This window comes from Streptomyces sp. NPDC006879, from assembly GCF_042869595.1.
GTDB lineage: Bacteria > Actinomycetota > Actinomycetes > Streptomycetales > Streptomycetaceae > Streptomyces.
Map to the genome: position 1 here is coordinate 99,778 of NZ_JBIAGC010000001.1, position 25,136 is coordinate 124,913.

General features: G+C 68.9%; 22 protein-coding genes and 3 tRNA genes. 14 read left to right on the top strand and 11 right to left on the bottom strand.

Features of this window, described 5'->3' with window-relative positions; all coding sequences use genetic code 11:
* Position 1 precedes the first annotated feature (1 nt).
* The gene (locus ACFYMC_RS00460) at positions 2–781 is read left to right on the top strand and encodes a sulfite exporter TauE/SafE family protein (protein WP_388516549.1); all 780 of its coding nucleotides are present in this window, start codon (positions 2–4) and stop codon (positions 779–781) included.
* A 57-nt stretch (positions 782–838) separates the two neighbouring features.
* Here the strand turns inward: ACFYMC_RS00460 and ACFYMC_RS00465 are convergent, their stop codons facing one another.
* Complete coding sequence (locus ACFYMC_RS00465; protein WP_388516552.1) at positions 839–1,486, bottom strand: class F sortase; 648 nt, start codon at positions 1,484–1,486, stop codon at positions 839–841.
* A 153-nt stretch (positions 1,487–1,639) separates the two neighbouring features.
* Positions 1,640–2,308: a hypothetical protein gene (locus tag ACFYMC_RS00470; protein WP_388516554.1), complete on the bottom strand. Its 669-nt coding sequence runs from the start codon at positions 2,306–2,308 to the stop codon at positions 1,640–1,642.
* A 265-nt stretch (positions 2,309–2,573) separates the two neighbouring features.
* Here ACFYMC_RS00470 and cutA point away from each other — a divergent pair, with 265 nt between their 5' ends.
* Genes cutA through ACFYMC_RS00485 form a run of 3 tightly spaced genes read left to right on the top strand, consistent with a single transcriptional unit; the run spans position 2,574 to position 4,082 of the window.
* Positions 2,574–2,978, top strand: a complete 405-nt coding sequence (gene cutA / locus ACFYMC_RS00475; protein ID WP_388516557.1) for a divalent-cation tolerance protein CutA — start codon at positions 2,574–2,576, stop codon at positions 2,976–2,978.
* On the top strand, positions 2,978–3,475 hold the full coding sequence (locus ACFYMC_RS00480) for a gamma-glutamylcyclotransferase family protein (protein ID WP_388516560.1): 498 nt from the start codon (positions 2,978–2,980) through the stop codon (positions 3,473–3,475). The genes cutA and ACFYMC_RS00480 overlap by 1 nt, the downstream gene beginning before the upstream one ends.
* 16 nt (positions 3,476–3,491) lie before the next feature.
* Positions 3,492–4,082, top strand: coding sequence for a putative glycolipid-binding domain-containing protein (locus tag ACFYMC_RS00485; RefSeq protein WP_388516563.1), 591 nt, complete (start codon positions 3,492–3,494; stop codon positions 4,080–4,082).
* Positions 4,083–4,127: 45 nt separating this feature from the next.
* Here the strand turns inward: ACFYMC_RS00485 and ACFYMC_RS00490 are convergent, their stop codons facing one another.
* Positions 4,128–6,251, bottom strand: coding sequence for a molybdopterin oxidoreductase family protein (locus ACFYMC_RS00490; RefSeq protein WP_388516566.1), 2,124 nt, complete (start codon positions 6,249–6,251; stop codon positions 4,128–4,130).
* A gap of 412 nt (positions 6,252–6,663) precedes the next feature.
* On the opposite strand from ACFYMC_RS00490, the gene ACFYMC_RS00495 reads away from it, so the two are divergent.
* The 5 genes from ACFYMC_RS00495 to ACFYMC_RS00515 all read left to right on the top strand — a co-directional run bounded on the left by ACFYMC_RS00495 (position 6,664) and on the right by ACFYMC_RS00515 (position 13,502).
* Complete coding sequence (locus tag ACFYMC_RS00495) at positions 6,664–7,569, top strand: sirohydrochlorin chelatase (protein ID WP_388516569.1); 906 nt, start codon at positions 6,664–6,666, stop codon at positions 7,567–7,569.
* A gap of 48 nt (positions 7,570–7,617) precedes the next feature.
* Positions 7,618–8,925 carry a deoxyguanosinetriphosphate triphosphohydrolase gene (locus ACFYMC_RS00500; protein WP_388516572.1) on the top strand — a complete coding sequence of 436 codons (1,308 nt, stop codon included), beginning with the start codon at positions 7,618–7,620 and terminating at the stop codon, positions 8,923–8,925.
* Positions 8,926–9,008: 83 nt separating this feature from the next.
* Complete coding sequence (locus tag ACFYMC_RS00505) at positions 9,009–10,271, top strand: NAD(P)/FAD-dependent oxidoreductase (protein WP_388516574.1); 1,263 nt, start codon at positions 9,009–9,011, stop codon at positions 10,269–10,271.
* Positions 10,272–10,356: 85 nt separating this feature from the next.
* The gene (gene dnaG / locus ACFYMC_RS00510) at positions 10,357–12,285 is read left to right on the top strand and encodes a DNA primase (protein WP_388516577.1); all 1,929 of its coding nucleotides are present in this window, start codon (positions 10,357–10,359) and stop codon (positions 12,283–12,285) included.
* Positions 12,286–12,437: 152 nt separating this feature from the next.
* Positions 12,438–13,502, top strand: coding sequence for an RNA polymerase sigma factor (locus tag ACFYMC_RS00515; RefSeq protein WP_388517042.1), 1,065 nt, complete (start codon positions 12,438–12,440; stop codon positions 13,500–13,502).
* A 2-nt stretch (positions 13,503–13,504) separates the two neighbouring features.
* Here ACFYMC_RS00515 and ACFYMC_RS00520 read toward each other — a convergent pair whose 3' ends face one another.
* The 4 genes from ACFYMC_RS00520 to ACFYMC_RS00535 form a co-directional block, all read right to left on the bottom strand.
* Complete coding sequence (locus ACFYMC_RS00520) at positions 13,505–15,427, bottom strand: ABC transporter ATP-binding protein (protein ID WP_388516581.1); 1,923 nt, start codon at positions 15,425–15,427, stop codon at positions 13,505–13,507.
* Positions 15,424–17,157: an ABC transporter ATP-binding protein gene (locus ACFYMC_RS00525; protein ID WP_388517046.1), complete on the bottom strand. Its 1,734-nt coding sequence runs from the start codon at positions 17,155–17,157 to the stop codon at positions 15,424–15,426. Before ACFYMC_RS00525 ends, ACFYMC_RS00520 begins: the two co-directional genes overlap by 4 nt.
* A 135-nt stretch (positions 17,158–17,292) precedes the next feature.
* Positions 17,293–18,735: an FGGY family carbohydrate kinase gene (locus ACFYMC_RS00530; RefSeq protein WP_388516584.1), complete on the bottom strand. Its 1,443-nt coding sequence runs from the start codon at positions 18,733–18,735 to the stop codon at positions 17,293–17,295.
* A gap of 22 nt (positions 18,736–18,757) precedes the next feature.
* Entirely contained in the window at positions 18,758–19,054 is a 297-nt protein-coding gene (locus ACFYMC_RS00535) for a YtxH domain-containing protein (protein WP_388516586.1), read from the bottom strand.
* Positions 19,055–19,226: 172 nt separating this feature from the next.
* Between ACFYMC_RS00535 and ACFYMC_RS00540 the strand changes: the two genes are divergently transcribed.
* The 4 genes from ACFYMC_RS00540 (at position 19,227) to ACFYMC_RS00555 (ending at position 20,676) form a co-directional block, all read left to right on the top strand.
* A tRNA-Asn gene (locus tag ACFYMC_RS00540) sits at positions 19,227–19,299 on the top strand.
* Between the two features lie 5 nt (positions 19,300–19,304).
* A tRNA-Asn gene (locus tag ACFYMC_RS00545) sits at positions 19,305–19,377 on the top strand.
* 207 nt (positions 19,378–19,584) lie between these two features.
* Positions 19,585–19,658: transfer RNA gene (locus ACFYMC_RS00550), tRNA-Ile, on the top strand.
* Positions 19,659–20,100: 442 nt separating this feature from the next.
* Positions 20,101–20,676 carry a carboxymuconolactone decarboxylase family protein gene (locus tag ACFYMC_RS00555; protein ID WP_388516588.1) on the top strand — a complete coding sequence of 192 codons (576 nt, stop codon included), beginning with the start codon at positions 20,101–20,103 and terminating at the stop codon, positions 20,674–20,676.
* 110 nt (positions 20,677–20,786) lie between these two features.
* Here ACFYMC_RS00555 and ACFYMC_RS00560 read toward each other — a convergent pair whose 3' ends face one another.
* From ACFYMC_RS00560 to ACFYMC_RS00575, 4 genes are all read right to left on the bottom strand, one after another.
* A complete protein-coding gene (locus ACFYMC_RS00560) occupies positions 20,787–21,638 on the bottom strand; it encodes a hypothetical protein (RefSeq protein WP_388516591.1) in 852 nt (283 codons plus the stop codon).
* Positions 21,635–21,844, bottom strand: a complete 210-nt coding sequence (locus ACFYMC_RS00565) for a hypothetical protein (RefSeq protein WP_388516593.1) — start codon at positions 21,842–21,844, stop codon at positions 21,635–21,637. Before ACFYMC_RS00565 ends, ACFYMC_RS00560 begins: the two co-directional genes overlap by 4 nt.
* Before the next feature lie 149 nt (positions 21,845–21,993).
* A complete protein-coding gene (locus ACFYMC_RS00570; RefSeq protein WP_388516596.1) occupies positions 21,994–23,352 on the bottom strand; it encodes an aKG-HExxH-type peptide beta-hydroxylase in 1,359 nt (452 codons plus the stop codon).
* A complete protein-coding gene (locus tag ACFYMC_RS00575) occupies positions 23,349–24,593 on the bottom strand; it encodes an FxsB family cyclophane-forming radical SAM/SPASM peptide maturase (protein WP_388516598.1) in 1,245 nt (414 codons plus the stop codon). Before ACFYMC_RS00575 ends, ACFYMC_RS00570 begins: the two co-directional genes overlap by 4 nt.
* 292 nt (positions 24,594–24,885) lie before the next feature.
* Between ACFYMC_RS00575 and ACFYMC_RS00580 the strand changes: the two genes are divergently transcribed.
* Positions 24,886–25,104, top strand: coding sequence for a hypothetical protein (locus ACFYMC_RS00580; RefSeq protein WP_388516601.1), 219 nt, complete (start codon positions 24,886–24,888; stop codon positions 25,102–25,104).
* The last annotated feature ends 32 nt before the right edge of the window (positions 25,105–25,136 follow it).

The window sequence follows — 25,136 nt, forward strand, 5'->3', positions numbered from 1 at the left end:
CATGCCCGACATATCACTGACGATGATCATCACGCTCTGCCTCGCGGCAGCTGCGGCCGGCTGGATCGACGCGGTAGTCGGGGGCGGTGGGCTACTGCTTCTACCCGCCCTGCTACTCGGGGTGCCGGGAGCGCACCCCTCCTACGTCCTCGGTACGAACAAGGCCGTGGCGATCGTCGGAACTTCGGGCGCCGCCATCACCTACCTCCGCAAAGCACCGCTGGACCTCCGCCTCGCAGTTCGAATCGGCATGGCGGCCCTCGCGGGGTCCATGCTCGGGGCGTTCTTCGCCGGTGGTATCAGTAGCGAGGTGCTCCGGCCGGTGATCATGGTGGTGCTGTTGGCCGTGGCCGCCTTCGTGATCTTTCGACCGAGCTTCGGGACCGCTGTTCCCGGCGGTCCCGTCACCCGGAAGCGGATCCTCGCAGCCATCGCCCTTGCGGGCCTGGGAATGGGCTTCTACGATGGCCTGTTCGGACCCGGCACCGGCACTTTCCTCGTGCTGGCCCTCTCCGCCCTCCTGCACATGGACCTGGTCACGGCTTCGGCCACTGCGAAGGTCGTCAACGTCTGCACCAACGGCGGCGCGCTCGCCATGTTCGCCTATCAGGGCACAGTGTTGTGGCAACTAGCCGGACTGCTCGCCCTGTTCAACTTGATCGGCAGCATGGCCGGAGCGCGGACGGCGCTGAAGAAGGGGAGCGGATTCGTGCGGGGCGTCCTGTTGACCGTGGTCGTCTCGCTCGTCGCCAAGCTTGCCTTCGACCAGTGGATCGCCTGACGTTCGAGGGGGATACGCTGCTGCGCCGACCTCCGGGCGTACTTCGGGTGGGCATCCTCAAGCCCCACCGTAGGTACCCGTCAGATGGGCGAAGGCGACGATGTTGCCTCCGTACCCGGCCCGTGGAGAGAAGGAACCCCCGCAGGTGATCAGGCGTAGTTCCGGACGGGAGGACGGTGCGTAGACGCGCGTGTCGGGGAAGTCCGTCGCTTCGAAGGACTCGACGGCGTCAACCGTGAACACCGCTGTTCGACCGTCCGTCCGCACCACCTCGACCAGCGCGCCGGGTCGCACCGACCCCAGGGCGTAGAACACCGCCGGCCCACCGGAATGGTCCACGTGCCCTGCGATCAAGGCAGTGCCCCGCGCACCGGGAGGAGTTCCCTCCCGGTACCAGCCGGCGAGTTCGGGACGCCCGGTGGGAGGCACCTGTAGGCGCCCGTCCGGCTGGAGGCCCAGCCCGGTGAGTGGTGCGTCCACCGCGATCGACGGGATCCGGATGCGGTTCGGGGCGGCGCCTGGCAGCGGTGCGATGCTGGAACCACGCCCGACACCGGCCGTCGCAGGATGCCCCGCCTGAGCGTAAGAGGGCTGGGGTGGCGTCGACCTGTCGGCGACGCCACTGCTGATGAGCCAGAAACCGGTCAGGGCGGCGATCGCGAGAAGCCCACCGCGGCCAGCATGGCAACGGGTGCCCTCACCCACTGGAATCACCTACCGTTTCCCGTCCGAAGTCTGGGCGCGCACCCCAACCCCCCACTGCACGCGGTCCGTGTCGTCCGCCCCGGCTCGGGGGCCCTCCGGGGCGGACGACTGGGGCGGTACCGGTTCCGGCACGACGGTGCGGCCGGTCCTCGCTCACCGCGTGCCGCTCGCCCGGCGACGCAGGAGACGGATACCGCCGACGGCGGATACGGCCAGGAAGGCCGCTCCCGCCGCGATCTTGGTGGGATCGGGAGACGAGGAGGCGCCGCCGCCCACACCGGTTTGGACGTGCCCCTTCGGGCCCTGGTCGGCGACGCTCAGATCGCCGTGCATGGACTTGCCGTCCTGGCAGGTCACACGGATCCGATGGGTACCCGACCGAGCCTCCCTACCAACCGTGAACTGGCCCACGACCAGTTCCTTGTGGGTACCGGCGGTCAGTTTGAAACGACCCCCACCCACGGTGCTCGCGTCCCCTTCAGCCTTGGCGTGCGTACCGCACCCGGTGGTGCTGACGGTGACGGTCGTGCCGGGGGCCGCCGTGCTCGGGAACACTTCGAGCCGGCCACCACTCGCAGTCGACTCATGGCTGGTCTTCGTACCGGCGACCGGGCGGTCCTTCTCGGTGGCGTCAGCCGGCGTTGAGCCCTGCGGCTTGCTCGGCGGCTCGGTGAGCACGGGCCTGACGTCGACCGCCGGGTCACTGTCCTGCCCGGCATGGGCCTGCGGACTCAGGGCGGCAAGGGAGGCGGCCGACCCGGCGAGGAGCAGGGACGCGCTCAGGAGGGTGCCACTGAGGACGCGTACGGTGCGGCGGGGCATGGGCACTCCCTTGAGAACTCTGCGCTGTTGATGTCGAGATAAGACCGGAAGCGCCAGCGGTGCCTCCCGGCCCTACCTCCACGTGCTCCTTTGACCAGTTGTCATACGCCCCGGAGCCCAGCATTTCGCCAGGTCACCGCCACTGTTCCAGAGGAGCGTGGGCCGTTTCGGTGCCGCGGCGCCGAACGAGTGAGGGGACACGCCCGGGGTGGATGAACCAGCCGGCCGTGGGCGACCGACAATCAGAGGAGCGCCCTGGCTCCCGATGCCGGCCGCTGCACCGGGCGCCCGTCTGGTGCGCCAGCACCCGACGAAGGCGAAGGAGAGTGCCGTGACGCCGGACGAGCAGACGGTTCTGGCCGTCACCACCACCGTGGACTCGACCGATGCCGCGCGGCACCTGGCCGCGGGCGCGGTCGAGGCGCGATACGCGGCCTGTGCACAGATCACCGGACCGGTCACTTCCGTATATCGCTGGCGGGGAGCGGTCGAGACCGCTCAGGAATGGCAGGTCACTTTCAAGACCGTTGCCGCCCGCTACCCGGACCTCGAAGCCCACCTGCTGGCCGCCCACCCTTACGACACGCCTGAGATCCTTGCCGCCCACGTGGTTCACGGGAGCGCGGACTACCTTGAATGGGTCGCGGCCGAGACGGCCCGGAACTCGTGATGAACGAGCTGCCCTTCTTCGTGTACGGGACCCTGCGTCCGGGCCAGGTCAACCACGACCGCTACGTGCTCGGCAGGGCCGTCCGGGAGGAGCGGGCATGTCTTCCCGGCGCGGCTCTCTACGAGGGCCCCGGCTACCCCTATGCCGTACGGGCGAGGGCCTCCATGATCGCTGGTGACCTGGTCACCGCCATCCCTGCGCACTACGGGGGACTGCTGCGGGCGCTGGATCGCCTGGAGGACTACCACGGCCCAGGCCACCCCCAGAACCTGTACGACCGGTCGGCTCTGCGCGTAGTGGGGGCGGAAGGCGGCATCGTACTCGCCTGGGTCTACCTGGCTGCGGAACCCCTCGCGCGGCGGCTCCGAGCCGAAGGGACGCTGATACCGGGTGGGGACTGGTTGTATGGCCGACAGCCGCCGCGGAAGTCCTCAGTGGTACGCGGGGCGCCGCGGCGGCTGTCGCAACAAGAAGGTCCCCCCGAGGGAACCGGTTAGCGATTAGCCTGAAAACGTGATCGTCTCTAGGGTCCTTACCTGGGAAGTCGTTGCAACCGGCGGTTATGAGACCGCCTGGACGGAGCGTGAAGGCACTGTCCTGCGTGCACGGGGGCGCGCCGTCGGCACGGGGCCTGAGCCCTACTGGGTTTCCTACAAGCTGGAGACCGGTGAGGATTTCGTGACCCGTCGGCTGAGAGTGACAGTGGAGAGGGCCGCCGGCACCGAGGAACTCGGATTGCGCCGTGACGAGGCCGGTCGGTGGACCGCTGCCGGCGAGCCCCTGCCTCAACTCGACGGAGCGCTGGACTGCGATCTAGGCCTGTGCCCCCTGACCAACACGATGCCGGTCCTGCGCCATGAGCTGCACCGTTCGGGCGGCGACCGGGAGTTCCTCGTGGCGTGGGTCAGCGTGCCCGAACTGTCCGTGGTGGCTGCTACGCAACGGTATTCCACCGTTGAGCAGGGTGAGAGCGGAGCGTTGATCCGCTTCGAATCGGGCACCTTTCGCCGAGACATCGAATTCGACACCGAGGGTATGGTCCTTGACTACCCGGGGCTGGCTCGTCGGATCGACACCCGACTCCCCGTGCCCCCCTTGGTCTGAGAGCGGCTTGGAAACCGCCAGGGTCCCCTCTGCCCACCTGTTGCGCTATTCGCCCCGTGCGGCCTGCTGATCTTCCTCGGCCAGCTCCACCCGTACCGCGCAGGTCTTGAATTCGGGCATGCGGGAGGTCGGGTCGAGTGCAGGATTGGTCAAGGAGTTCGCTCGGCCCTCCCCTGGCCAGTGGAAGGGCATGAACACCGTGTCGGCGCGGATGGTGTCCGTGATCCGTGCAGGGGCCACGGCTCGTCCACGGCGGGACACCACCGCCAGCGGTTGGCCCTCAACCGCTCCGATCCGCTCGGCCAGCCTGGGGTGCAGCTCCACGAACGGCCCGGGCGCCGCCGCGTTGAGCTCTGCCACCCGCCTGGTCTGGGCGCCTGATTGGTACTGGGAGACCACGCGGCCGGTGGTGAGGAGGACGGGGTAGAGGGCATCTGGTTCCTCCGCCGCCTCGCGGTGTTCCACCGGGATGAAGCGGGCGAGACCGTCGTCGGTCGCGAACCGTTCGAGGAACAGCCTCGGAGTGCCAGGATGTTCCGCTCTTCCATCGGTCGGTGCTGGACATGGCCAGAAAATGCCGTCTTCTCGGTCGATGCGGCCGTAGTCGATGCCGGAGTAGTCGGCCGCTCCTCCGGCGGAAGCCAGCCCGAGTTCTTCGAACACCTCCTGTGGATCGGTGGGAAACCCCTTCTCCCAGCCCATTCGAGCTGCCAGGCCGTGCAGGACCTCCAGGTCGCTGCGCACTCCGGGTGGTGGGTCGACCGCTTGTCGGCGCAGCACCACCCGCCCTTCGAGGTTGGTGGTGGTGCCGGTCTCCTCCGCCCACTGCGTGACGGGGAGCACCACATCGGCCAGTGCCGCCGTCTCGGAGAGCACCACGTCGGCCACGGCCAAGAAGTCCAGCGAACGCAGTCGCTGCTCGACGTGACCGGCTCTGGGCGCTGAGACCACCGGGTTCGAGCCCATGAGCAACAGAGCGCGCACCTCGCTTCCCAGGGCGTCCAGGAGCTCGTAGGCGCTCCGGCCAGGTCCGGGGAGGTCGTCAGGGTCCACGCCCCAGACGCGGGCCACATGAGCCCGGTCCGCGGGGTCGGTCAACTTCCGGTAGCCGGGGAGTTGGTCGGCTTTCTGGCCGTGCTCTCGACCACCTTGTCCGTTTCCCTGGCCGGTCAGACAGCCGTAGCCGGACAGGGGGCGCCCGGCGCGGCCGGTGGAAAGGCAGAGGTTGATCCAGGCACTGACAGTGTCGGTGCCCTTGGTGTGTTGCTCCGGTCCGCGAGCGGTGAGCACCATCGCGGACTGCGGTGCGCAGAACATCCGCACGGCTTCGCGAAGCCGCGGCACTGGGATTCCGGTGATGCGTTCCACTCGCTCCGGCCAGTGGGCCATGGCCGTGGCCCGAACCTCTTCCCAGCCGCTGGTGCGCTCCTTGACGAATGCCTCGTCTACGCGGCCCTCTGAGATCACCAGGTGCAGCAGTCCGAGGGCCAGCGCGAGATCGGTGCCCGGTCGCGGGGCCAGGTGGAGGTCTGCCTGTGCCGCGGTCCGGGTTCGGCGAGGGTCGACAACGATCAACCGTCCCCCGTTTTCCCGTAGTTCGGTGAGGTAGCGCAGGGCCGGAGGCATGGTTTCGGCGAGGTTGGAGCCGACCAGGATCACACAACCGGTGCGGGGAATGTCCTCCAGCGGGAAGGGCAGCCCCCGGTCGAGGCCGAAAGCACGTTGGTGGGCTGCTGCTGCCGAGGACATGCAGAAGCGGCCGTTGTAGTCGATTTGAGAGGTTCCCAGCACGACGCGAGCGAACTTGCCCAGGGCGTAGGCCTTCTCGTTGGTCAGCCCTCCACCGCCGAACACCCCTACGGCGTCCGCTCCCTGTGCCTGACGGGTGCGGGTCAGGCTTTCGGCCACCAGCCCGAGGGCCTCCTGCCAGGTGGCCGGTTCGAGCCGGCCCGTGGCCCGTGAGCGCACGAGTGGCTCGGTCAGGCGTACCCGAGAGGAGAGCACCTCCGGGGCGGTGCGCCCCTTCCCGCACAGCGCCCCCCGGTTGACCGGGAAGTCCGGGCGTTCCACCACCTCGACACCGGCGCCCGGCACGGGACGCAGGTTCATCCCGCACTGCAGGGCGCAGTAAGGGCAGTGGGTCGCAGTGGGGGGCATCGCGGTGTGCATGCTGCCCAGCGTGCGGCTGCGGTGTTACACCCGATGGGCCCTGCGGGTTACAGACGAGGCAGGAACCGCTCAGCACCGTGACGTCACCGTGGTGAGGGGCAACCTGAAATCGCTGTTCCGACTCCTCCAGCGGGCAGGGTACGGCAAAGCGTCCCACCCGATCCGGCTGATCTTCCCGCTGCCTCGTGGTCACCGAAGCGCCCCGTCGCTCAACCATCACGCCACCACCTCCAAGTCGATCGGGCTGTCAGCCCGAGCCAATGCGTTACTCTCTGTGATGAATGCGGCCCTCGCGTGACCGAAGTTCCGGCCAGGGCACCTTTCACCCTCCCGAGTGCGGACGTGAGCACTCGGAAAACCCCCGTCACTCTCTGGCAACGGCATCGCAACCTGGCTCCGTCAGGATCGGTCCATGACGGAGCCGCCCGCCCTCGGCAGCACCGCCGAGCTGCTGACCAGCATCACCGCCCAGCTCGGCACCCAACTCAGCGGTCTGCGCCCCCGCCCGGTCCACCCCGATGCAGCCACCACCAACCCGACGAACGAAGGCACCCGCATGCCCGCTCACCCGCACCCGGCACCGGCCCTCGTCCTCGTCGCCCACGGGAGTCGTGACCCGCGCGCCCTACGCACTGTCACTTCCCTGCTCCAGTCGGTCCAGGAACTGCGTCCCCAGCTTCCCGTCCGCCTGGGACACATCGAACTGAACGCGCCACGCCTCGATGAGGCCCTCGCCTCCCTCCCGTCCGGCCGGGCCGTCCTCGTCCCGCTCCTCCTCGGCCGTGGCCACCACGTCAAGCAGGACCTGCCGCGCGCCGCAGCCGCGGCGCCCTGGCTGCACATCAAGGTGGCCGCCGCGCTTGGACCCCACCCGCTGCTCGTCGAGGCCCTCCATGACCGGCTCACGGAGGCGGGCTGGCCCGCCACCGGCCCGGGGCGCCGGGGCCCGGCCGTGGTCCTGGCGGCCGCCGGCTCCCGCGACCGGCAGTCCGTTGCTGACACGCACAGCACCGCGGTACTGCTCAGCGAGCGCCTTGGCGGAGTCCCCGTCGTCCCCGCGTTCGCCTCAGCTGCGGCGCCCACCGTCCCAGGTGCCGTTCGGGCGCTGACCGCTCGCGGACACCATCGCGTCGCGCTCGCCTCCTACTTCACCGCCCCCGGGCGGTTCGCCACGCAGAGCGCTGCTGCCGCGCCTTGGATCGCTGCCGCGCCCCTCGGCGCTCACCCTGCCCTGGCCCGTCTCCTTCTGCTGCGCTACGACCAGGCCCTCGTCGGCGAGCCCGCGATGGCGCCCGGGCGGGAACTGGCCACGGCCTGAGGCACCTCACATCCCCCGATTGTCAGCAGTTGCGGTTAACGTCTCAACATGGAAGGCGCCACGCACGACCCGTTCCCCGACTCGGCCGCGTACGACCCCTCCGCCACCGAGCGGTGGGCCGCCGAACCCGACAAGCGGCCCGGGAGAAGCGCCTTCCAGCGCGATCGCGCCCGGGTGTTGCACTCCGCGGCGCTGCGGCGCCTCGCAGGCAAGACCCAGGTGGTCACCCCGGGTGTCAGCGCACAGGACTGGGATGCCAGCCCACGCACCAGGCTCACGCACTCACTCGAATGCGCGCAGGTCGGACGCGAGCTCGGCGCAGCCCTCGGCTGCGACCCCGATCTTGTGGAGGCCGCCTGTCTCTCGCACGACATGGGGCACCCACCCTTCGGACACAACGGTGAGTCGGCACTGAACGAGATCGCCCAGGACTGCGGTGGCTTCGAGGGCAATGCCCAGTCGCTGCGCCTGCTCACCCGGCTCGAACCCAAGCGGTTCGTCACCGGCGAGCGTGGCGAGCAGATCAGCGTCGGCCTGAACCTCACCCGTGCCTGCCTCGACGCGGCCACCAAGTACCCGTGGCCGCGCGGTGGCCATCCCAGTGATCCCGAGTCGGTCAAGTTCGGTGTCTATGAGGACGACCTCCCGGTGTTCGACTGGCTTCGGCGGGGAGCCCCGCCGCACGGCAAGTGCTTCGAAGCACAGGTGATGGACTGGGCCGACGACGTCGCCTACTGCGTACACGACTTCGAGGACGGGCTCCACGCCGGCCACCTGGACCCCAACCTCTTGTTCGCCGACCCCGAGCGCGAAGAGATCTGCGAGGTGGCGATCGGCCGCTACGTACCGGCCGGCACGGCCGCGCAGGAGCTGCTAGACGCCCTGGACCGGTTGATGGGGGAGGCGTGGTGGCCGCACGGGTACGACGGCTCGGCGGTTGCCCAGGCCCGCTTGAAGGACGCCACCAGTCAGCTCATCGGCCGTTTCTGCCTGGCCGCCGAGAGCGCGACCCGAGAGGCCTTCGGCCCTGGTCGGCTCACCCGCTATGCGGCGGAGCTGGTGGTGCCGCGCACCGCGCGCAACGAGAGTGCCGTCCTCAAGGCGGTTGCCGATCTCTACGTCATGCAGCGCGACGAACAGGAGCGGCTGCGCGCCGACCAGCGCATCGTCCTGGCCGAACTGGCCGAGGCCCTCACCAGACGGGCCCCAGAGGGTTTGGACCCCCAGTTCCGGGCGCTGTTCGACGCGGCGGCCGACGAGCCGGCGCGCAAACGCGCAGTCGTCGACCAGATCGCCTCGCTGACCGACGCCTCGGCGCGCTCGCTGCACGCCCGGCTCACGACTCGCCGGGCCTGACCTGATCGCGCCATCCCCCCTTCACGGGGCAGGCTCAGTGCGGGACGCTCGCATGTGGCCGAATGGTTATGAGGAGGCATCAAGTGGTCGACGCACACCGGACATTCGTCATCGTCGGCGGAGGGCTGGCCGGCGCAAAGGCCGCCCAGGCACTCAGAGAAGAGGGCTTCACCGGCCGGGTCATCCTGATCGGGGATGAGCTCGACCATCCGTACGAACGACCGGCACTGTCCAAGGGCTACCTCCTGGGCAAGGAAGATCGGGACAGCGTCTTCGTCCACGAGGCCGCCTGGTATGCAGCTGCCGACATCGAGCTTCACCTCGGCCAGCCGGTCGTCCAGATCGACCGCGCCAGCAAGTCGGTCATCCTCGGTGACGGTGCCGTGGTGCACTACGACCGGCTACTCCTGGCCACCGGCTCCGAACCGCGCCGGCTGGACATCCCCGGCACCGACCTCGCCGGTGTGCACCATCTGCGCCGGCTGGCCCACGCCGAACGGCTCCGTGGCGTACTGGCCAGCCTCGGTCGGGACAACGGGCACCTGGTCGTCGCCGGGGCCGGTTGGATCGGCCTGGAGGTCGCGGCAGCGGCACGCGAGTACGGGGCGGAGGTCACCGTGGTCGAACCCGAACCCACTCCGCTGCACGGGGCGCTGGGCCCGGAGCTCGGTCAGTTCTTCACCGAGCTCCATCAGGAGCACGGCGTGCGCTTCCGCTTCGGCGCGCGCCTCACCGAGATCATCGGCCAGGACGGTATGGTCCTCGCCGCACGTACCGACGAGGACGAGGAGCACCCGGCTCACGTGGTGCTGGCCGCAGTGGGTGCGGCCCCCCGCACGGCGCTCGCCGAGGCCTCGGGCCTGGCGCTCGCGGACCGGGGGGAAGGTGGCGGCATCGCCGTGGACCGCGCCCTGCGCACCAGCGACCCCGATGTCTTCGCCGCAGGTGACGTGGCCTGCGCGGAGCACCCGTTGCTCGGCCGCCGACTGCGCGTGGAGCACTGGGCGAACGCGCTCAACGGCGGGCCGGCTGCTGCCCGCTCCATGCTGGGCCGGGAGGTTTCCTACGAGCGTGTCCCGTACTTCTTCTCCGACCAGTACGACGTCGGGATGGAGTACTCGGGCTACGCCGCCCCCGGGTCCTATGACCAGGTGGTGGTGCGCGGAGACGCCGGTAAGCGGGAGTTCGTGGCGTTCTGGCTCTCTGAGGGCCGGGTACTCGCCGGGATGAACGTCAACGTGTGGGGTGTGACCGAGCCCATTCAGTGCCTCATCCGCTCCGGATCCCGGGTGGACCAGGCGAAGCTGGCCGATCCCTCCGTGCCGCTGGAGGACCTCGGCCAGTGATCTGAGCTCCGCCCCGCCGCAGCTCACCGAGGCAGGGGCGGAGCCGACCGAGAGCGTTGTCCGTCCCTCACCGTAGACTTCACGCGTGGCAGGCAGGATCAACGACGACGACGTGAAGGCGGTCCGGGACGCAGTCCCGATCGACGCCGTGGTTTCCGAATACCTCCAGCTGCGCAATGCCGGCGGTGGCAACCTCAAGGGCCTGTGCCCCTTCCACGACGAGAAGTCCCCGTCCTTCCAGGTCAGCCCGAGTAAGGGGCTCTACCACTGCTTCGGTTGCCAGGCGGGCGGGGACACCCTCGACTTCGTGATGAAGATCGACCACCTCTCGTTCTCCGAGGCGGTCGAGCGTCTGGCCGGTCAGGCCGGTATCACCCTGCGCTACGAAGAGGGTGGCTACACCCCGGGGCAGAGCGGTCGGGGTGAGCGCATCCGGCTGGTCGAGGCCCATAAGGCCGCCGCTGCCTTCTACCTCGATCAGCTGGAAAGCCCAGAGGCCGAAATCGGCCGCAGGTTCCTGGCGGAACGCGGCTTCGACCAGGCCGCAGCGGCACATTTCGGGGTCGGCTACAGCCCGGCCGGCTGGGACCACCTGACCCGGTTCCTCCGGGGCAGGGGATTCAGCGACAAGGAGCTGCTGCTGTCCGGCCTGGCCCAGGACAGCCGTAGCGGTAAGCCGATCGACCGCTTCCGGGGCCGATTGATGTGGCCGATCCGCGACATCACGGGCGAGGTGGTCGGCTTCGGCGCACGCAAACTGCGCGAGGACGACAACGGACCGAAGTACCTCAACACCCCGGAAACGGCGATTTACAAGAAGTCCCAGGTCCTCTACGGAATCGACCTGGCGAAGAAGGAGATCGCGAAGACCAGCCGGGCCGTGGTCGTCGAGGGTTACACCGACGTCATGGCCTGCCACCTCGCCGGAGTGACCACCGCGATCGCCACCTGCGGAACCTCCTTCGGCGGTGACCACATCAAGATCCTTCGCCGCCTGTTGATGGACAACGCCAGCGCTGAGGTGGTCTTCACCTTCGACGGTGACGCCGCAGGGCAGAAGGCCGCCCTACGAGCCTTCGAGGACGACCAGAAGTTCGCGGCGGAGACATCCATCGCGATCACCCCGGGCGGCATGGACCCCTGTGAGCTGCGGCTGGCCGAGGGCGATGGGGCGGTTTGCGCGCTGGTGGACAACCGCACGCCGCTGTTCGAGTTCGCCATCCGCCATGTCGTGCGCCGCCACAACCTGGAGACGCCGGCTGGTCGGGCTGCCGCCCTGGACGAAGCCGCCCCCATCGTCGCCGGGATCAAGAACATCGCGATCCAGCACGAGTCGGCGGTCCAGCTCGCCGGGATGCTCGGCGTCCGCGACGAGCAGTTCGTGGTGAAGCGAGTGGCTCAGTTGGCCCGATGGGCCCGCGAGCGGGGGGGCCGCCCGGCACCGCCGCAGCGCACCGGCGGCCCCCGCGGCGAAGGCGGGCCGGGGGGATCGGAGCACGCCGGGGCGTCCGCTGCCGCGACCCCGCCCGCCGGTCCCGCGCTCAACCTGCGCAGCCCGGCCCATCGCACCGAGCGCGAACTGCTCAAGCTGGCGCTCCAGCGCCCTGAGTTGGTCTCACCCGCTTTTGACGCCTATGGAGCCGACGAGTTCACCGCTCCTCCGTACGCCACGGTCCGTCAGGCCATCGCGGAAGCCGGCGGCGCCGGTCAGGACGCACCCGACTACCTCGCGCGGGTTCGGGACGCGGCCCCCAATGACACGGTCCGAGCCATGATCACCGAGCTTGCCGTCGAGGCGATCCACGCCAAGACCGTGGACGAGGCCTATGCGGGCGTGCAATTGGTGCAGGTTCGGCTGCGCGCCGTGGACCGCCGTGTCCACGATATCCAGGGCACCATGGCGCGCCTGGGCTCCCACGGAAGCTCACAGCAGCTGGCAGCGGTCCAGCAGGACCTGTGGGTGCTCCAGCAGTACGGGCAGGCGCTTCGCAACCGGGGTGCCGAGGCCCTCTGAGTGGAGGGGACAACCGTTCTAGGCGGCATGGGGCACCCGTCCAGCGGGTAACCGTCCGGTCACGCACCGGACTCAGAAAGTGCCCGCACGCCCCTCGTAGCAGCCATGTGTCGTCCCCCACACTGAGTTGCGGTGCCTGAGCCCTCGGAGTCCTGGAGGTCGCCCCCGTGCAGACCCAGACCACGCCCGAAGTCGTGCCCCCGCAGAGCCGAGCCGAAGCGCACCCCGAAACCGAACCGGTGGTCGCGATGGACACCGAGGCCGAGGGGGTGCCGGCGCCGCGTACGGCGCGGGCCGAGGCCAGTGGTCCCTCGGCCGACCTCTTCCGCCAGTACTTGCGGGAAATAGGCAGGATTCCGCTCCTGACGGCTGCCGAGGAGGTGGAGCTGGCGCGACGAGTCGAAGCAGGTCTCTTCGCGGAGGAGAAGCTCAGCGGAGCATCCGACCTCGACTCGCTCCTCGCCGTGGACCTCGATCGGCTCGTCGTCCTCGGCCGGATGGCCAAGCGCCGCCTGATCGAGGCGAACCTCCGGCTCGTCGTCTCGGTCGCCAAGCGCTACGTGGGTCGCGGGCTGACCATGCTCGACCTGGTCCAGGAGGGAAACCTGGGCCTGATCAGGGCAGTGGAGAAGTTCGACTACGCACGCGGCTACAAATTCTCCACCTACGCGACCTGGTGGATCCGCCAGGCGATGTCCAGGGCCCTTGCCGACCAGGCGCGGACCATCCGTGTCCCGGTCCACGTCGTGGAGCTCATCAACCGGGTCGTCCGGGTCCAACGCCGCATCCTGCAAGAACGCGGCTACGAACCGACCTCCGAGGAAGTCGCGACCCAACTGGGGCTGCCCCCGGAGCGGGTCAGCGAGGTGTTGCGGCTCGCCCAGGAACCGGTCTCCCTGCACGCACCGGTCGGCGAGGAGGACGATGTCGCCCTGGGAGACCTCATCGAGGACGGCGACGCGGCCTCCCCGGTGGAGTCGGCTGCCTTCTTCCTCCTGCGCGAACATCTGGAGGCGGTGCTGTCCACCCTTGGAGAGCGCGAGCGCAAGGTGGTTCAGCTGCGCTACGGGCTGATGGACGGTCGCCCCCGGACCTTGGAGGAGATAGGGCGCATCTTCGGTGTGACGCGTGAGCGGATCCGTCAGATCGAGTCCAAGACCCTGAACAAGCTGCGCGACCATGCCTTCGCGGACCAGCTCCGCGGATACCTCGACTGAGGTCAGTCGACCTCCACGACGGCTTGGGCGAACTGGGCCGCGTACAGTCGGGCGTAGGCGCCCTCCGCCGCCAACAGTTCCTCGTGCGTGCCCTGCTCGACGATGGACCCGCGCTCCATCACCAAGATCACATCCGCGTCGCGGATGGTGGAGAGCCGGTGTGCGATCACGAAGGACGTACGCCCGTGCGAGAGCCTTGCCATCGCCTTCTGGATGAGCACCTCGGTGCGGGTGTCGACCGAACTTGTCGCCTCGTCCAGCACCAGGATCACCGGATCCGACAGGAACGCCCGCGCGATCGTGATCAGTTGCTTCTCGCCGGCGCTGACTCCGGCGCCCTCATCGTCCAGCACCGTGTCATAGCCGTCGGGCAGCGTGCGGATGAACCTGTCGGCGTGTGCGGCCCGCGCCGCCTCCTCGATCTCGGTGCGGGACACGTCCCGGGTCGCTCCGTAGGCGATGTTCTGCGCGATGGTGCCCCCGAACAGCCAGGTGTCCTGGAGCACCATGCCGATGCCGGATCGCAGCTCCTCCCGGGTCATCCGGGCGATGTCGACCCCATCGAGAGCGATCCGGCCGCCGGTCACCTCGTAGAACCGCATCAAGAGGTTCACCAGGGTGGTCTTGCCCGCCCCCGTGGGTCCGACGATCGCGACCGTGTGGCCCGGTTCCACTTGGAGGGAGAGGTTCTCGATCAGCGGCTCGTCCGGGGTGTAGCGGAAGGCGACGCCGTCAAGGGTCACCTGGCCCTTCAACTCGGCAGGCCGTTCCGGAACGGAGGTGTCCGGATCTTGTTCCGCGGCGTCGAGGAGTTCGAAGACCCGCTCGGCGGACGCCACGCCCGACTGTACGAGGTTCGCCATCGAGGCCACCTGGGTCAGGGGCATGGAGAACTGTCGGGTGTACTGGATGAACGCCTGGACGTCACCGATCGACAGGGTGCCGGAGGCCACCCGCAGTCCGCCGACGACCGCCACCAGCACGTAGTTGATGTTGGAGATGAACAACATCACCGGTTGCATGATCCCGCTGACGAACTGGGCCTTGAAGGAAGCCCGGAAGAGCTCCTCATTGTGCTCGGCGAACACCTGTGCGGACTCCTTCTGGCGCCCGAAGACCTTCACCAGGGAGTGACCCGAGTACATCTCCTCCACGTGGGCGTTGAGGGTGCCCGTGGACTTCCACTGCGCGATGAAGTGGGGCTGGGAACGCTTTCCGATGCGGGTGGCGACAACCACCGACAGCGGAACCGTCACCAAGGCCACCAGTGCCAACAGCGGCGAGATCCAGATCATCATCGCCAGTACGCCCACGATGGTGAGCAACGAGTTCAACAACTGCCCCATCGTCTGCTGCAGGGTCTGGCCGATGTTGTCGATGTCGTTGGTAGCCCGGCTGAGCACCTCGCCGCGTTTTTGACCGTCGAAGTACGACAGCGGGAGCCGTGAGAGCTTCCCCTGCAACTCCTCACGCAGCCGGTACATCGCTCCGTTGATCACGAGGTTGGAGACCCGGGTCGCCACCAGCATCAGCAGGCCGGCCAGGGTGAAGACGACCACCGCCCACAGCGCGACCCGCCCCACCGCGGTGAAGTCGATTCCCTGACCGGGTGTGAAGGCGGTACCGGAAAGCATCTCCGCCATCCCGCCCTCGCCGCGGTCCCGCAACCCCTGGAGCGCCTGTTCCTTGGTCAGGCCGGCGGGCAGCTGTCGTCCCACGATCCCCGCGAACACAAGGTCCGTGGCCGCACCCAGGATCTTCGGACCGACGACTGACATCGCGACACTGCCGAAGACCGCGAGGACCATGCCCCACAGCTTGGCGCGGTCCCGGGCCAGCATGCGCAGGAGCCGCTTGCTGGATCCCTTGAAGTCCAGGGACCGCTGAGCCGGCCCCGCCATCATGCGTCCACCGGGACCGCTCATGCGGCTTCCGCCTCCGTCAGCTGGGAGAGCACGATCTCCCGGTAGGTTTCGTTGTCCGCCATCAGCTCGTGGTGCCGGCCCACGCCCACCACCTGTCCCTCGTCAAGGACGACGATGCGGTCGGCTTCGCGGATCGTCGACACCCGCTGGGCGACGATCACCACGGTGGCGTCCGAGGTCTCGCGGCCGAGCGCTGCCCGCAGGGCCGCGTCCGTCGCATAGTCCAGAGCCGAGAAGGAGTCGTCGAACAGGTAGATCGCCGGCTGCTGCACCAGGGTCCGGGCGATCGCCAGTCGCTGGCGCTGGCCGCCGGACACGTTGGTCCCGCCCTGGGCGATCGTCGCGTCCAGGCCGCCTTCCATCCGCTCCACGAACTCCCTGGCTTGGGCTACCTCAAGTGCCCGCCACAACTCCTCGTCCGTCGCCTGGGGCCGTCCGTAGCGCAGATTGGAGGCCACCGTGCCGGAGAAGAGGTAAGGCTTCTGCGGGACCAAGCCCACGGTGCGGGAAAGTACCTGCGGGTCGATCCTGCGCACGTCCACGCCCCCCACGAGGACTTCACCGCCAGTGGCGTCGAAAAGCCTGGGAACCAGGCCCAGCAAGGTGGACTTCCCGCTTCCGGTCGAGCCGATCACGGCAGTGGTCTCTCCCGGCCCTGCCACGAGGTCGACCCCGCGCAGCACCGGGGCCTCCGCACCCGGGTAGCCGAAGTCGGCCCCGCGCAGCTCCAGGTGTCCCCCGGTACCGAGGCGTGTCACCGGCTCGCTTGGTGGCACCACACTGGACTTGGTGTCCAGCACCTGCTTGATGCGTTCGGCGCAGACCTCGGCCCGGGGCACCATCATGAACATGAAGGTGGCCATCATCACGGCCATCACGATCTGCATCAGATAGGCCAGGAACGCGGTCAGCGCCCCGATCTCCATCCCGCCGCTGTCGATGCGCTGAGCACCGAACCAGACCACGGCGACACTGGAGATGTTCACCACCAGGATCACCGTGGGGAACATCAGGGCCATCAGTCGCCCGGCCGACAGCGAGACGTCCGTCAGCTCGTCGTTGGCCCGGGCGAAACGATTGCGCTCGAACTCGTCACGTACGAAAGCCCGGATCACCCTGTTCCCGGTGATCTGCTCGCGCAGTACCCGGTTGACCGTGTCCAGACGCTCCTGCATCTGGCGGAAGAGCGGACGCGTCTTGAGCACGATCACGGTGACGGAGATCCCGAGCACCGGCACGACAGCCAGCAGCACCATGGACAGCTGAACATCCAAGCCGAGGGCCATGACGATGCCGCCCACACACATGATCGGCGCCGACACCATCAGCGTGAAGGCCATCAGTACCAGCATCTGGATCTGCTGTACGTCGTTGGTCGACCGGGTGATCAGTGACGGGGCGCCGAACTGCCCGACCTCTCGTGCGGAGAAGCTCTGCACCCGATCGAACACGGCGGCCCGGACATCGCGGCCCAGGGACGCGGCGGTCCGCGCCCCGAAGAAGACGGCCCCGACGTTGCAGACCACCTGCACCAGGCTGACACCGACCATCAGCGCACCGAAACTGAGGATGTAGCCGGTGTCCCCCTTCACGACACCCTGGTCGATGATGTCCGCGTTGAGGGTCGGCAGATAGAGCGTCGCGCTGGTCTGCAGCAACTGGAGCAGCACCAGGACGGCGATCGTCTTCTTGTACGGATCCAGATGGGTCCGTAGGAGTCGTATGAGCACGCGCAGGCTCTCCGGGTCGGCAAGATCGAGGGGGCAATCCATCTTCGGCCACATCGAGTCGCCGTGCTTACTCCTTTTTCTCAAAGCACGGTCAAAACGCACCGTTCGACTGAGGTCGTCCGTCGAGTTCGGGCCTCAGAAGGCGCCGGGATGCAACTGCTCACGGGTAGCCACGTACTGCTGGCGCACCGCCTGCCCCACTGCGAGATCCTCATCACTCACGTCGAAGACCTGAGCCGGAGCCACCTGCCAGACCGGCGGGCCCTGCGCCGACAACGTCCCCTGCGCAACCCCCCACGCCCAGGCCGCCTGCCGTGCCGCGCCGAGCGCCGCGTAGTCGGCGGGCGCCGGCACCACCACCAGTGCCCCGAACAGCGCCGGGGCCACCGCCTGCACCGCCGGGAGATCGGCAGCCGCGCCCAACAGCACCACCCGACGCACCTCCACGCCGCGTCCGCGCAGTACGTCCAAGGCGTCCACGAGTGAGCAGAGCATGCCTTCGAAGGCGGCCCGCGCGAGATGCTCCGGCTTCATCGAGTCCCGCCGCATCCCGCTCAGGGTGCCCGCGGTATGCGGCAGATAGGGGGTCCGCTCGCCCTCCAGGTAGGGAAGCATCACCAGGCCATGGGAGCCAGGAGTCGATTTCAGGGCCAGATCGGAGAGTTCCTCCAGGTCGGTGCCCAACAACTCCGCGGTACCCCGCAGGGCCCGGACCGCGTTGGAGGTGTACACGACGGGAAGGTGCATGCCCGTGGCGTCGGCCAGGGAGGTGATCGTTCCGTGTGGGTCGGAGAGCGGTTCGTGGTGCACGGCCATCACCGAGCCCGACGCGCCCAGGGAGACCACCACGTCTCCGGGCCCCAGGCCGAGACCCAGTGCAGCGGCCATCGTCTCGCCCGTTCCAGCAGAGATCAGCAGCCCCTCGGGCGTGCTCCCCGCGGGCTCGGCCGGGCCGAGCACCTCGGGAAGGGCCACCCGCTGACCGAGCGCGAGCTCCACCAGGTCAGGACGGTAGGAGCCGGTCGCCGCAGACCAGTACCCGGTCCCCGAAGCCGCGCCACGGTCGGTGGTGCGCCGGGCCGGCCTGCCCAGCAGCTGCCACACCAGCCAGTCGTGGGGCTGCATGAGCAACGCGGTACGCCGGGCCGCCTCGGGTTCGTTGCGGGCCAGCCAGCGCAACTTGGCCACCGGCTGGGCGGCCTGCGGGACGCAGCCCACGGCCTCAGCCCAGGCCGTCCGGCCGCCCAGGGCATCGACCAGGTCCGCGGCGGCCACCTGGGCGCGCTTGTCGTTGCCGAGGAGCGGGGGACGCACCAGGGCTCCCTGAGCGTCCAGTGGCAGCAACCCGTGTTGCTGTGCCGAGACGCCGATGGCCTGGACACCCTCCAGCAGTCCACCGCTCGCGGCCTCGCCGAGGGAGAGGAGCCATGCCTGGGGGTCGAGTTCGTGGTGCGAAGCCTCGCCCGACGGCTGTGGATGGGGTGCGTACCCCTGGCGCAGTACGGCGCCCGTCTCGGTATCGCAGACGACGATGCGTGTGTAGGTGGAAGAGCTATCGAGCCCGGCGACTATCCCCATGCCGGAGATTCTGCCGCACGACTCAGGTGTTGCTGGTACCCCAGTCGTCATCGAGGTTCTGTCCGCGTTCCCGCAGCGCGGTGATCTTGACGCTGATCGAGCCGGGCAGACTCCCGGCCTTCTCACCCACCGCGGACGCCGCGCGACCGGCGAACTGTCGGCCCTGCTGGCCGGCTGTCTCGGCAGCGTTACGGACCGCCGGGTTCTGCGACAGCTCGCGCAGGGACTTCTTCATCTGCTCGTAGCGCTCTCGGCCGGCCCGCGTGCCCACCACGTATCCGAGGGCAAGTCCGGCGACGAACGTGAGCTTGTACCTCATGGCAGCCACCCTTCCTGAGTCCGTCCGGGGCCGCCTACCCGCCGACGGTCGAGATCACCCGGGGCGGAACCGATTGGCGGAGCACCCCCCTGCTTGCGCTAATGTAGGTCCCGCAACGAGCACCCGCCGCCCGGCAAGGCCGGATGTGCGTCTGTTCGGTGCAACGCAGCAATCCCCTGTAGCTCAATTGGCAGAGCAGCCGGCTGTTAACCGGCAGGTTACTGGTTCGAGTCCAGTCGGGGGAGCGCGATCCCCTGTAGCTCAATTGGCAGAGCATTCGGCTGTTAACCGGAGGGTTGCTGGTTCGAGTCCAGCCGGGGGAGCACATCGAAGGAGGGCCCCTTGCGGGTCCTTTTTCCTTTTCCGCCCGCTGAGCAACCTGTGCGTGTGATTCCGTGCGCTTGCCGGAACCACCCAGGGGGGCGGTGAAGTCCTCATGGGCAGGCGAAGCCGACCATCCGAAGCAGGAGATCGTATGAGCGGCTATGCTGCGGCAGACGGCGCGCACAAATGTGCGCGACGCGCCGTTAGGGGCGGTAGCTCAGCCGGTTAGAGCAGCGGACTCATAATCCGTCGGCCGTGGGTTCGAGTCCCACCCGCCCCACTGCGAGCCGCAGGTGAAGAAACGATCTCACCTGCGGCTTTGGCGTTTCCGGGGTCTGTCGCGCCATCAGCCTGGCAGCCGGTGTCTGGCTCTCCTGATCGTCGATGCGCCAGCCGCCATACCGGACCCTTCCCCGGCGGCTCCGGGCGGACACCGGCACGTGGGCGAGGCGGGGAGCGGTCCTGGTGGGGTGCCGAGGTCGGCAGAGGGGGCCTCTCGACAGGGATGAGATCCGCTTGAAGTGGTGGCGCGTGACATGCCGCTGACGGCGCAATGGGGCGGGGCGTCCGGATGGGGCGGCCAGTCTGTGCACCGTTGGTCGCGAAGGCGGCTGGTGCGTGGTCGATCGGCCCGCACCGTCCCGTGGACGGCCTGCGGAGCCGCGCCGGGCCCGCTTGCCGGTGCGTACGGACGGCAGACCACGTTCAGAACAGGGGTACCCATGTCCTCGCTACGCCCGGAGAACCTGCCGAAGATCGACCTGCCGGTGGATTCGGAGCTTGATGAGGAGACGTTGGCGTTTCTCGGGTCGGTGCCGCAGTTGAACGTGTGGCGGATGATCGCTCGAACTGGCATGGCCCGGGAGTACCAGGCCCTGCTGTCGGTGATGTTCGGGCCGGAGTGGATTCCTGGCGCCGACCGCGAGGTCATCGCCCTGCGGACGTTCCAGCAGAACGATTCGGACTACGAGGTCCCGCAGCATCTCGTCATGGCGCAGACCGTGGGACTCTCCCAGGAGGACAGTCGGGCAGTGCTGGAGGACGATCTCGACCGGCTCACACCGTGGCGCCGACGGCTGTGTCACATGGTGGACGAGATGGCTGCCCGAGCCAAGCTGAACGCCACGGAGGTGCAGGAACTGGTGGCGCACTACGGCAGTCAGGACAGGGCCGCACAGGCCATCATGACCATGGCCTGGTTCCACATGTTGACGCGTTTCGTCGATTCGACCGGGGTTCCCGTCGACGCCGCGCCCGACGCCTATACCGGGCTTTCGGCTCCGACCACGAAGGGGTAGGCCGAGAGCGCCGCTCGATGCCCGGACCCGATGCCGGGTCTCCGGCGGCCCGATCCGCGTCCGGGCCCATCAGCCCCGGGCCCCGGTCCGGCTGGACCTCGGCACAGCCCTCAGAAGGGGTTGTCGGGGTCGAAGATCCCTACCAGCGACTCGAAGCCTCCGTCCTGGCCGTACCCGAGCTGTTCGACGGTCCGGGCCGAGGTCACCGCGAAGGGTTTGCCGTCGTGGCGCCGCACCTCGGTGGTACCCGTCACTCCTTCGCTGGACCATTCGATGGAGAGCACGAAGGTGTGCGAGTCCCTGAGCGCATAGGCGAAGACCACCAGGTTCTCGGGGTCGCTCTCCGAGACCTGCACTGGAAACCCGCGCGTGCGCATGGTTCCCGCCGCGCTTTCCCCTTCCGTGAAGGTGAGCACGGGGTGGGAGGAGCTGATATCCGTGGCGAAGCGGTTGAGGTTGGCGCCTCCGCAAGCGCCCATGCGTTGGACGCGCACCGCCCCGGCGGGGACGGGCAAGCTCGTCAGACGGTGGACGGTGACGTCCTTGATGGTTACCGCACGGCGGCTCGTGCCTTGCACGTTGAGACCGATGAGGGTGTAGTTCGCGGGAGTTCCGTGGTGGCCGTCGTCGAAGGCCGCGAGGCGCTCACGGTAGCTGCGGGCCTCCTGCGGCGTGCCAACGGATGTGTTGGCTGCCAGTTCGGTGCTCAGTTCCCGTCTTGGCACCGGCGGGTCGAAGACGATGCCCTGGCCGTTGTCGCAGGCGTCCCATGGGTCGTTCTCCTCGACGGTGAAGGTCAGCGGATCTGACGCTTCGGTGGGCGAGGAACTGCCGGTGACGGCGGAGCCGATGGCGTTGCCGTTTCCGCAGACCGAGCCCGATGAGCAGTCGTTCGAAGCGCAGCCTGCGAGCATCGAGGAGAGGCCCAGGAGCAGGGCGGCCAACGAAGGGCGCGCCTTCATTCGCCGTCCTTCAGTCCTGAGGGGCGCTGGTCCCCGTCGAAGTCGGTGCGGTTGTGGTGGCCGCAGACGGAGTGGTCCCGGCACTCGTTGCGGTCCCCGCCGATGGTCTCGGTGGCCCACAGTGTCGCCAACACCCCCGCGATCGCGGTCAAGGTGGCCAACCCCGCGAGCCAGACGCGCCGCCGGTCGCCGCTGCTCATGACCATGGTCCGCTCCGCTCTATCGTCCGTGCCCTCCGAGGGGTTCGAGGAGTTCCAGAGTAGGCAAGACGGGTCGCCCTGCTGGGGAGTTGACGAAACCCGAACTGCGCCAAGGGGATCCGTGACGCCGGCGCCGCGGGCTGGCCGGCTCGACCTCAGGCCGACAGCATCTGTTCGGCGTTGCCGTTGCGGAGCTGCCAGGCGGCGAGGTGGGCGCGGGATGCGGCCTCGGCGCGGCGCTGGGCCACTGCGGGCACGCGGCGGCGGCAGAGGGCGTCCAGGCTGTGCAGCATGGTTTCCGCGAAGCGTTTGCCGAGGTCGGTGAGCCGGTTCGAGGACAGGACCACGAGCGTCGCCTCACGGGCAGCCAGACGCCAGCGGGCGAACTGGATGTGTGCGGCGGTACGCAGGGCCGGGTCAGGTTCCGACTCGCGGCGTCGGTCCCAGAAGTGGGCCACGCCGAGGTGGGCGTAAGCACCGTGGAAGAGGCCGAGCAGCGGGCGGGGGTCGGGGCGCCAGGGGGCGTAGAACCTTTCTCGTCCTCCCGGTTCGAAGAGGTCGAAGAGGTGGAGTACCGCGGAGAACTTGTTGTGCTGGATTTCGTGCGTCACTGTGACGGCGAACTCCGCCGCACTGCCGGGCAGCGACAGTGCCAGGCAGCCGAACGTTTCTTCACTACTGCCGCTGACGATTCCCTGGCTGGGTCTTGCCAGTGGTACGAGCAGCCGAGTCCCGGCCGCCAGTTCGGCGAAGGCCTCGGGGTGCTCTTCGCGTAGGAGCCGGCAGCCGTTCTGGGCCACGGTGGTCCACCGGCGGACTTCCCGCGCACCAAGACCTCCAGGGTAGGGGGCGGCGTGCGGGAACCGAGGCTGTTCGAGGACGTCCAACAGCAGGCGCACATCACTGTCCATGGGGGTCAGCGGGTAGGCCCCGTGCCAACGCCCCACTCGGCCGTACCGCGACTCGGGGACGACGACCGAGTCATGGGCTCCCGCGGGGCCCGACACGGTGATCTGGGACAGGCCGGCCGAGTCGGTGTGTACCTGCGCCCGGGCGCCGCGGCCAGCGTTCGGGAAATGCGCCCGGCCCAAGGAGGGCAAGGTCAGCCAGGGACCGTTGGCAGCCCATCGCAGCTGCCCGGGCAGCCCCGCGCGGACCGCCGAGGCCGCGGCCAGGGCCGTCAACCAGGTCGTCTTCGGGCGCCGCTGCCCATCCGGCCGCATCAGGCGCGCCAGCTCGTTGAAGAGGGCGGGCCCGGTCGCCGGGTGGACCAGTACGGCCGCTGCCTCCTCGGGGGCCGCGCTGGCTGCCGCCGAAAGCACGGCCCAGGCCTCCTCGGCTCCCTCGCCCACCTCACCTCCGAACTCACGTGCGGCGGCAGTCACGGCGTACACGCAGGCCAGCCGTCTACTGTGCTCTGCGCGAGCCAGCAGCCGCAAGGCGTCGGCCCCGCCGCCGCCGGCAGCGACCGAGTCGAAGAGGGCGCCTGGCATCCGATGCGGCAACGGTGTCATATCACCTCCGTGGACATGGGCCGCCGGACCACATCCGTCAGGTCCGCGTGCAGCCGGCCCCGCACGCGGACGATCAGCTCTGCCAGGTCGGCGCAGTACACGCTCGGGTTCGCGAATCCCGTGTCGTGCCGGTATCGGGTGGCGTAGTGTCCGCCGCCGCAGATCCGGTGCACAGGACACGTCCGGCAGGTCTCGCACAGTCCGCTGGTGCCCCACTGGCGTGCGGCGACCCCGGGATGTTCCAGCAGGACGTCGAAGGCGTGCCGCCAGATGTCGAGCCCCGTGTGGCTGGCGCCTTCGTAGGCGGTGCGCAGGGCGTCGTCAAGGGCGAGGGAGCCGTCCGTCTCGACGACGGCGTAGCGCACCGGCGACAGGCCCAGCGCCTCCGTCCGAGGTCGGGAACCGAGTAGTAGGGCCAGGAGGTCGTCCAGCAGCCGCACAGAGGTTTCCTTGGAGGCCGCTTCGTACCAGCGTTGGAAGACCGCCCACAACCAGTCGGCGTAGGGGGTGCCACGTGCACCTGGGTGAAGGCCGGGTGGCGGGGTGCGCCAGTTGCCCAGGGGAAGGCAGAAGTCGACGGCTGGCGGGCGGTGGAGGAGCAGGGCCTCGTAGGTGCGTACCGGGTCGTTGCGCAGGTCGACGGTGCACAGCAGCATGCCGAACAGGTGGCGGTACGCGCTACTTCCCAGGAGTTCCAGTGCCGCCTCGACCCGGGAGTGGCTGCCGCGCCCGTCCGCGCCGCGCCGATGGCGGTCGTGGGCGACTCGCCCCCCGTCGGTACTGACTCCGATGCGTACGTCCAACCCGCTCAGCAGGTCGAGCCGTTCACGGCTGAGGCGGACACCGTTGGTCTGCAGGGTGAAGTGGAGGCGGGCCGTGTTGCCGACGGCGCTTCGCAGCACGTCCACCGTGCGAGCGAGCATGTGGTCATCGAGGAGGAGCGGCTCACCTCCGTGGAGGACGACGCCCGCTCGCTCCACACCGTGGGCGAACAGGTGCTCGGCTATGCGTTCGCTCGTGCGATCCAAGGTGGCCGGGGTCATCGTGCGCGGCTGGTTCCGCCAAGTCTGGTCGTGGGACCGGTACATGTAGCAGTAATCGCACGCCAGGTCGCACCGACTGTGCACCTTCAGGACGAAGGAACGGAACGGGAGGGGCTCCCAACCCGCCGCTCGCCGAGCCTGGACGTCGGCGGTCGAGGGCCAGCGTGGCGCGGCGTGGCGCAGTGAAGGTCGACTCATCCACGTCCCCCCGGAGACGTACACCGCGGACCTCGCCAGGCACGGCCGACGACGCACTCTGTTCGACCAGTATTCGTTCGCCCTGCAATCGGCGTCAACATCACGAATGAGACAAGGGCCTCCCGGTCCAGGGAGGTTGGAGGAGGCGACGTTGGTCGGCAGCTGCCGCGGCGGGGGGCGGCGGCGCTACCCTGGATTTGCGGTCCGTCGTGCACTTCCCGTGAGGCCCAGACGGGGGTCCACGGGCCGCGGCGACCCATCGGATGCCGAGATTCCACGGGAGGGCGGCGCCATGGCGACCGGCAAGGGAGCGGAACCCGCCAAGGAGAGTGGCGCGGGGAGCGGGGGAGCGGGATCCGACGTCGACTCGGTCGTTCCCGACATCGCCGCCCTCTCGCCCGAGGCCGTGGCGAAACTGCCGGATTCGGTACTCGGGGAAGCGCTGCGCCGGATTTTTCGAAGCGGCGACGAGGGGGAGGCCTTCGTCACCGGACACAAAGAAAGTGCATGAACCGCGGAACACGGGCGGCAGGCCGTGACGGT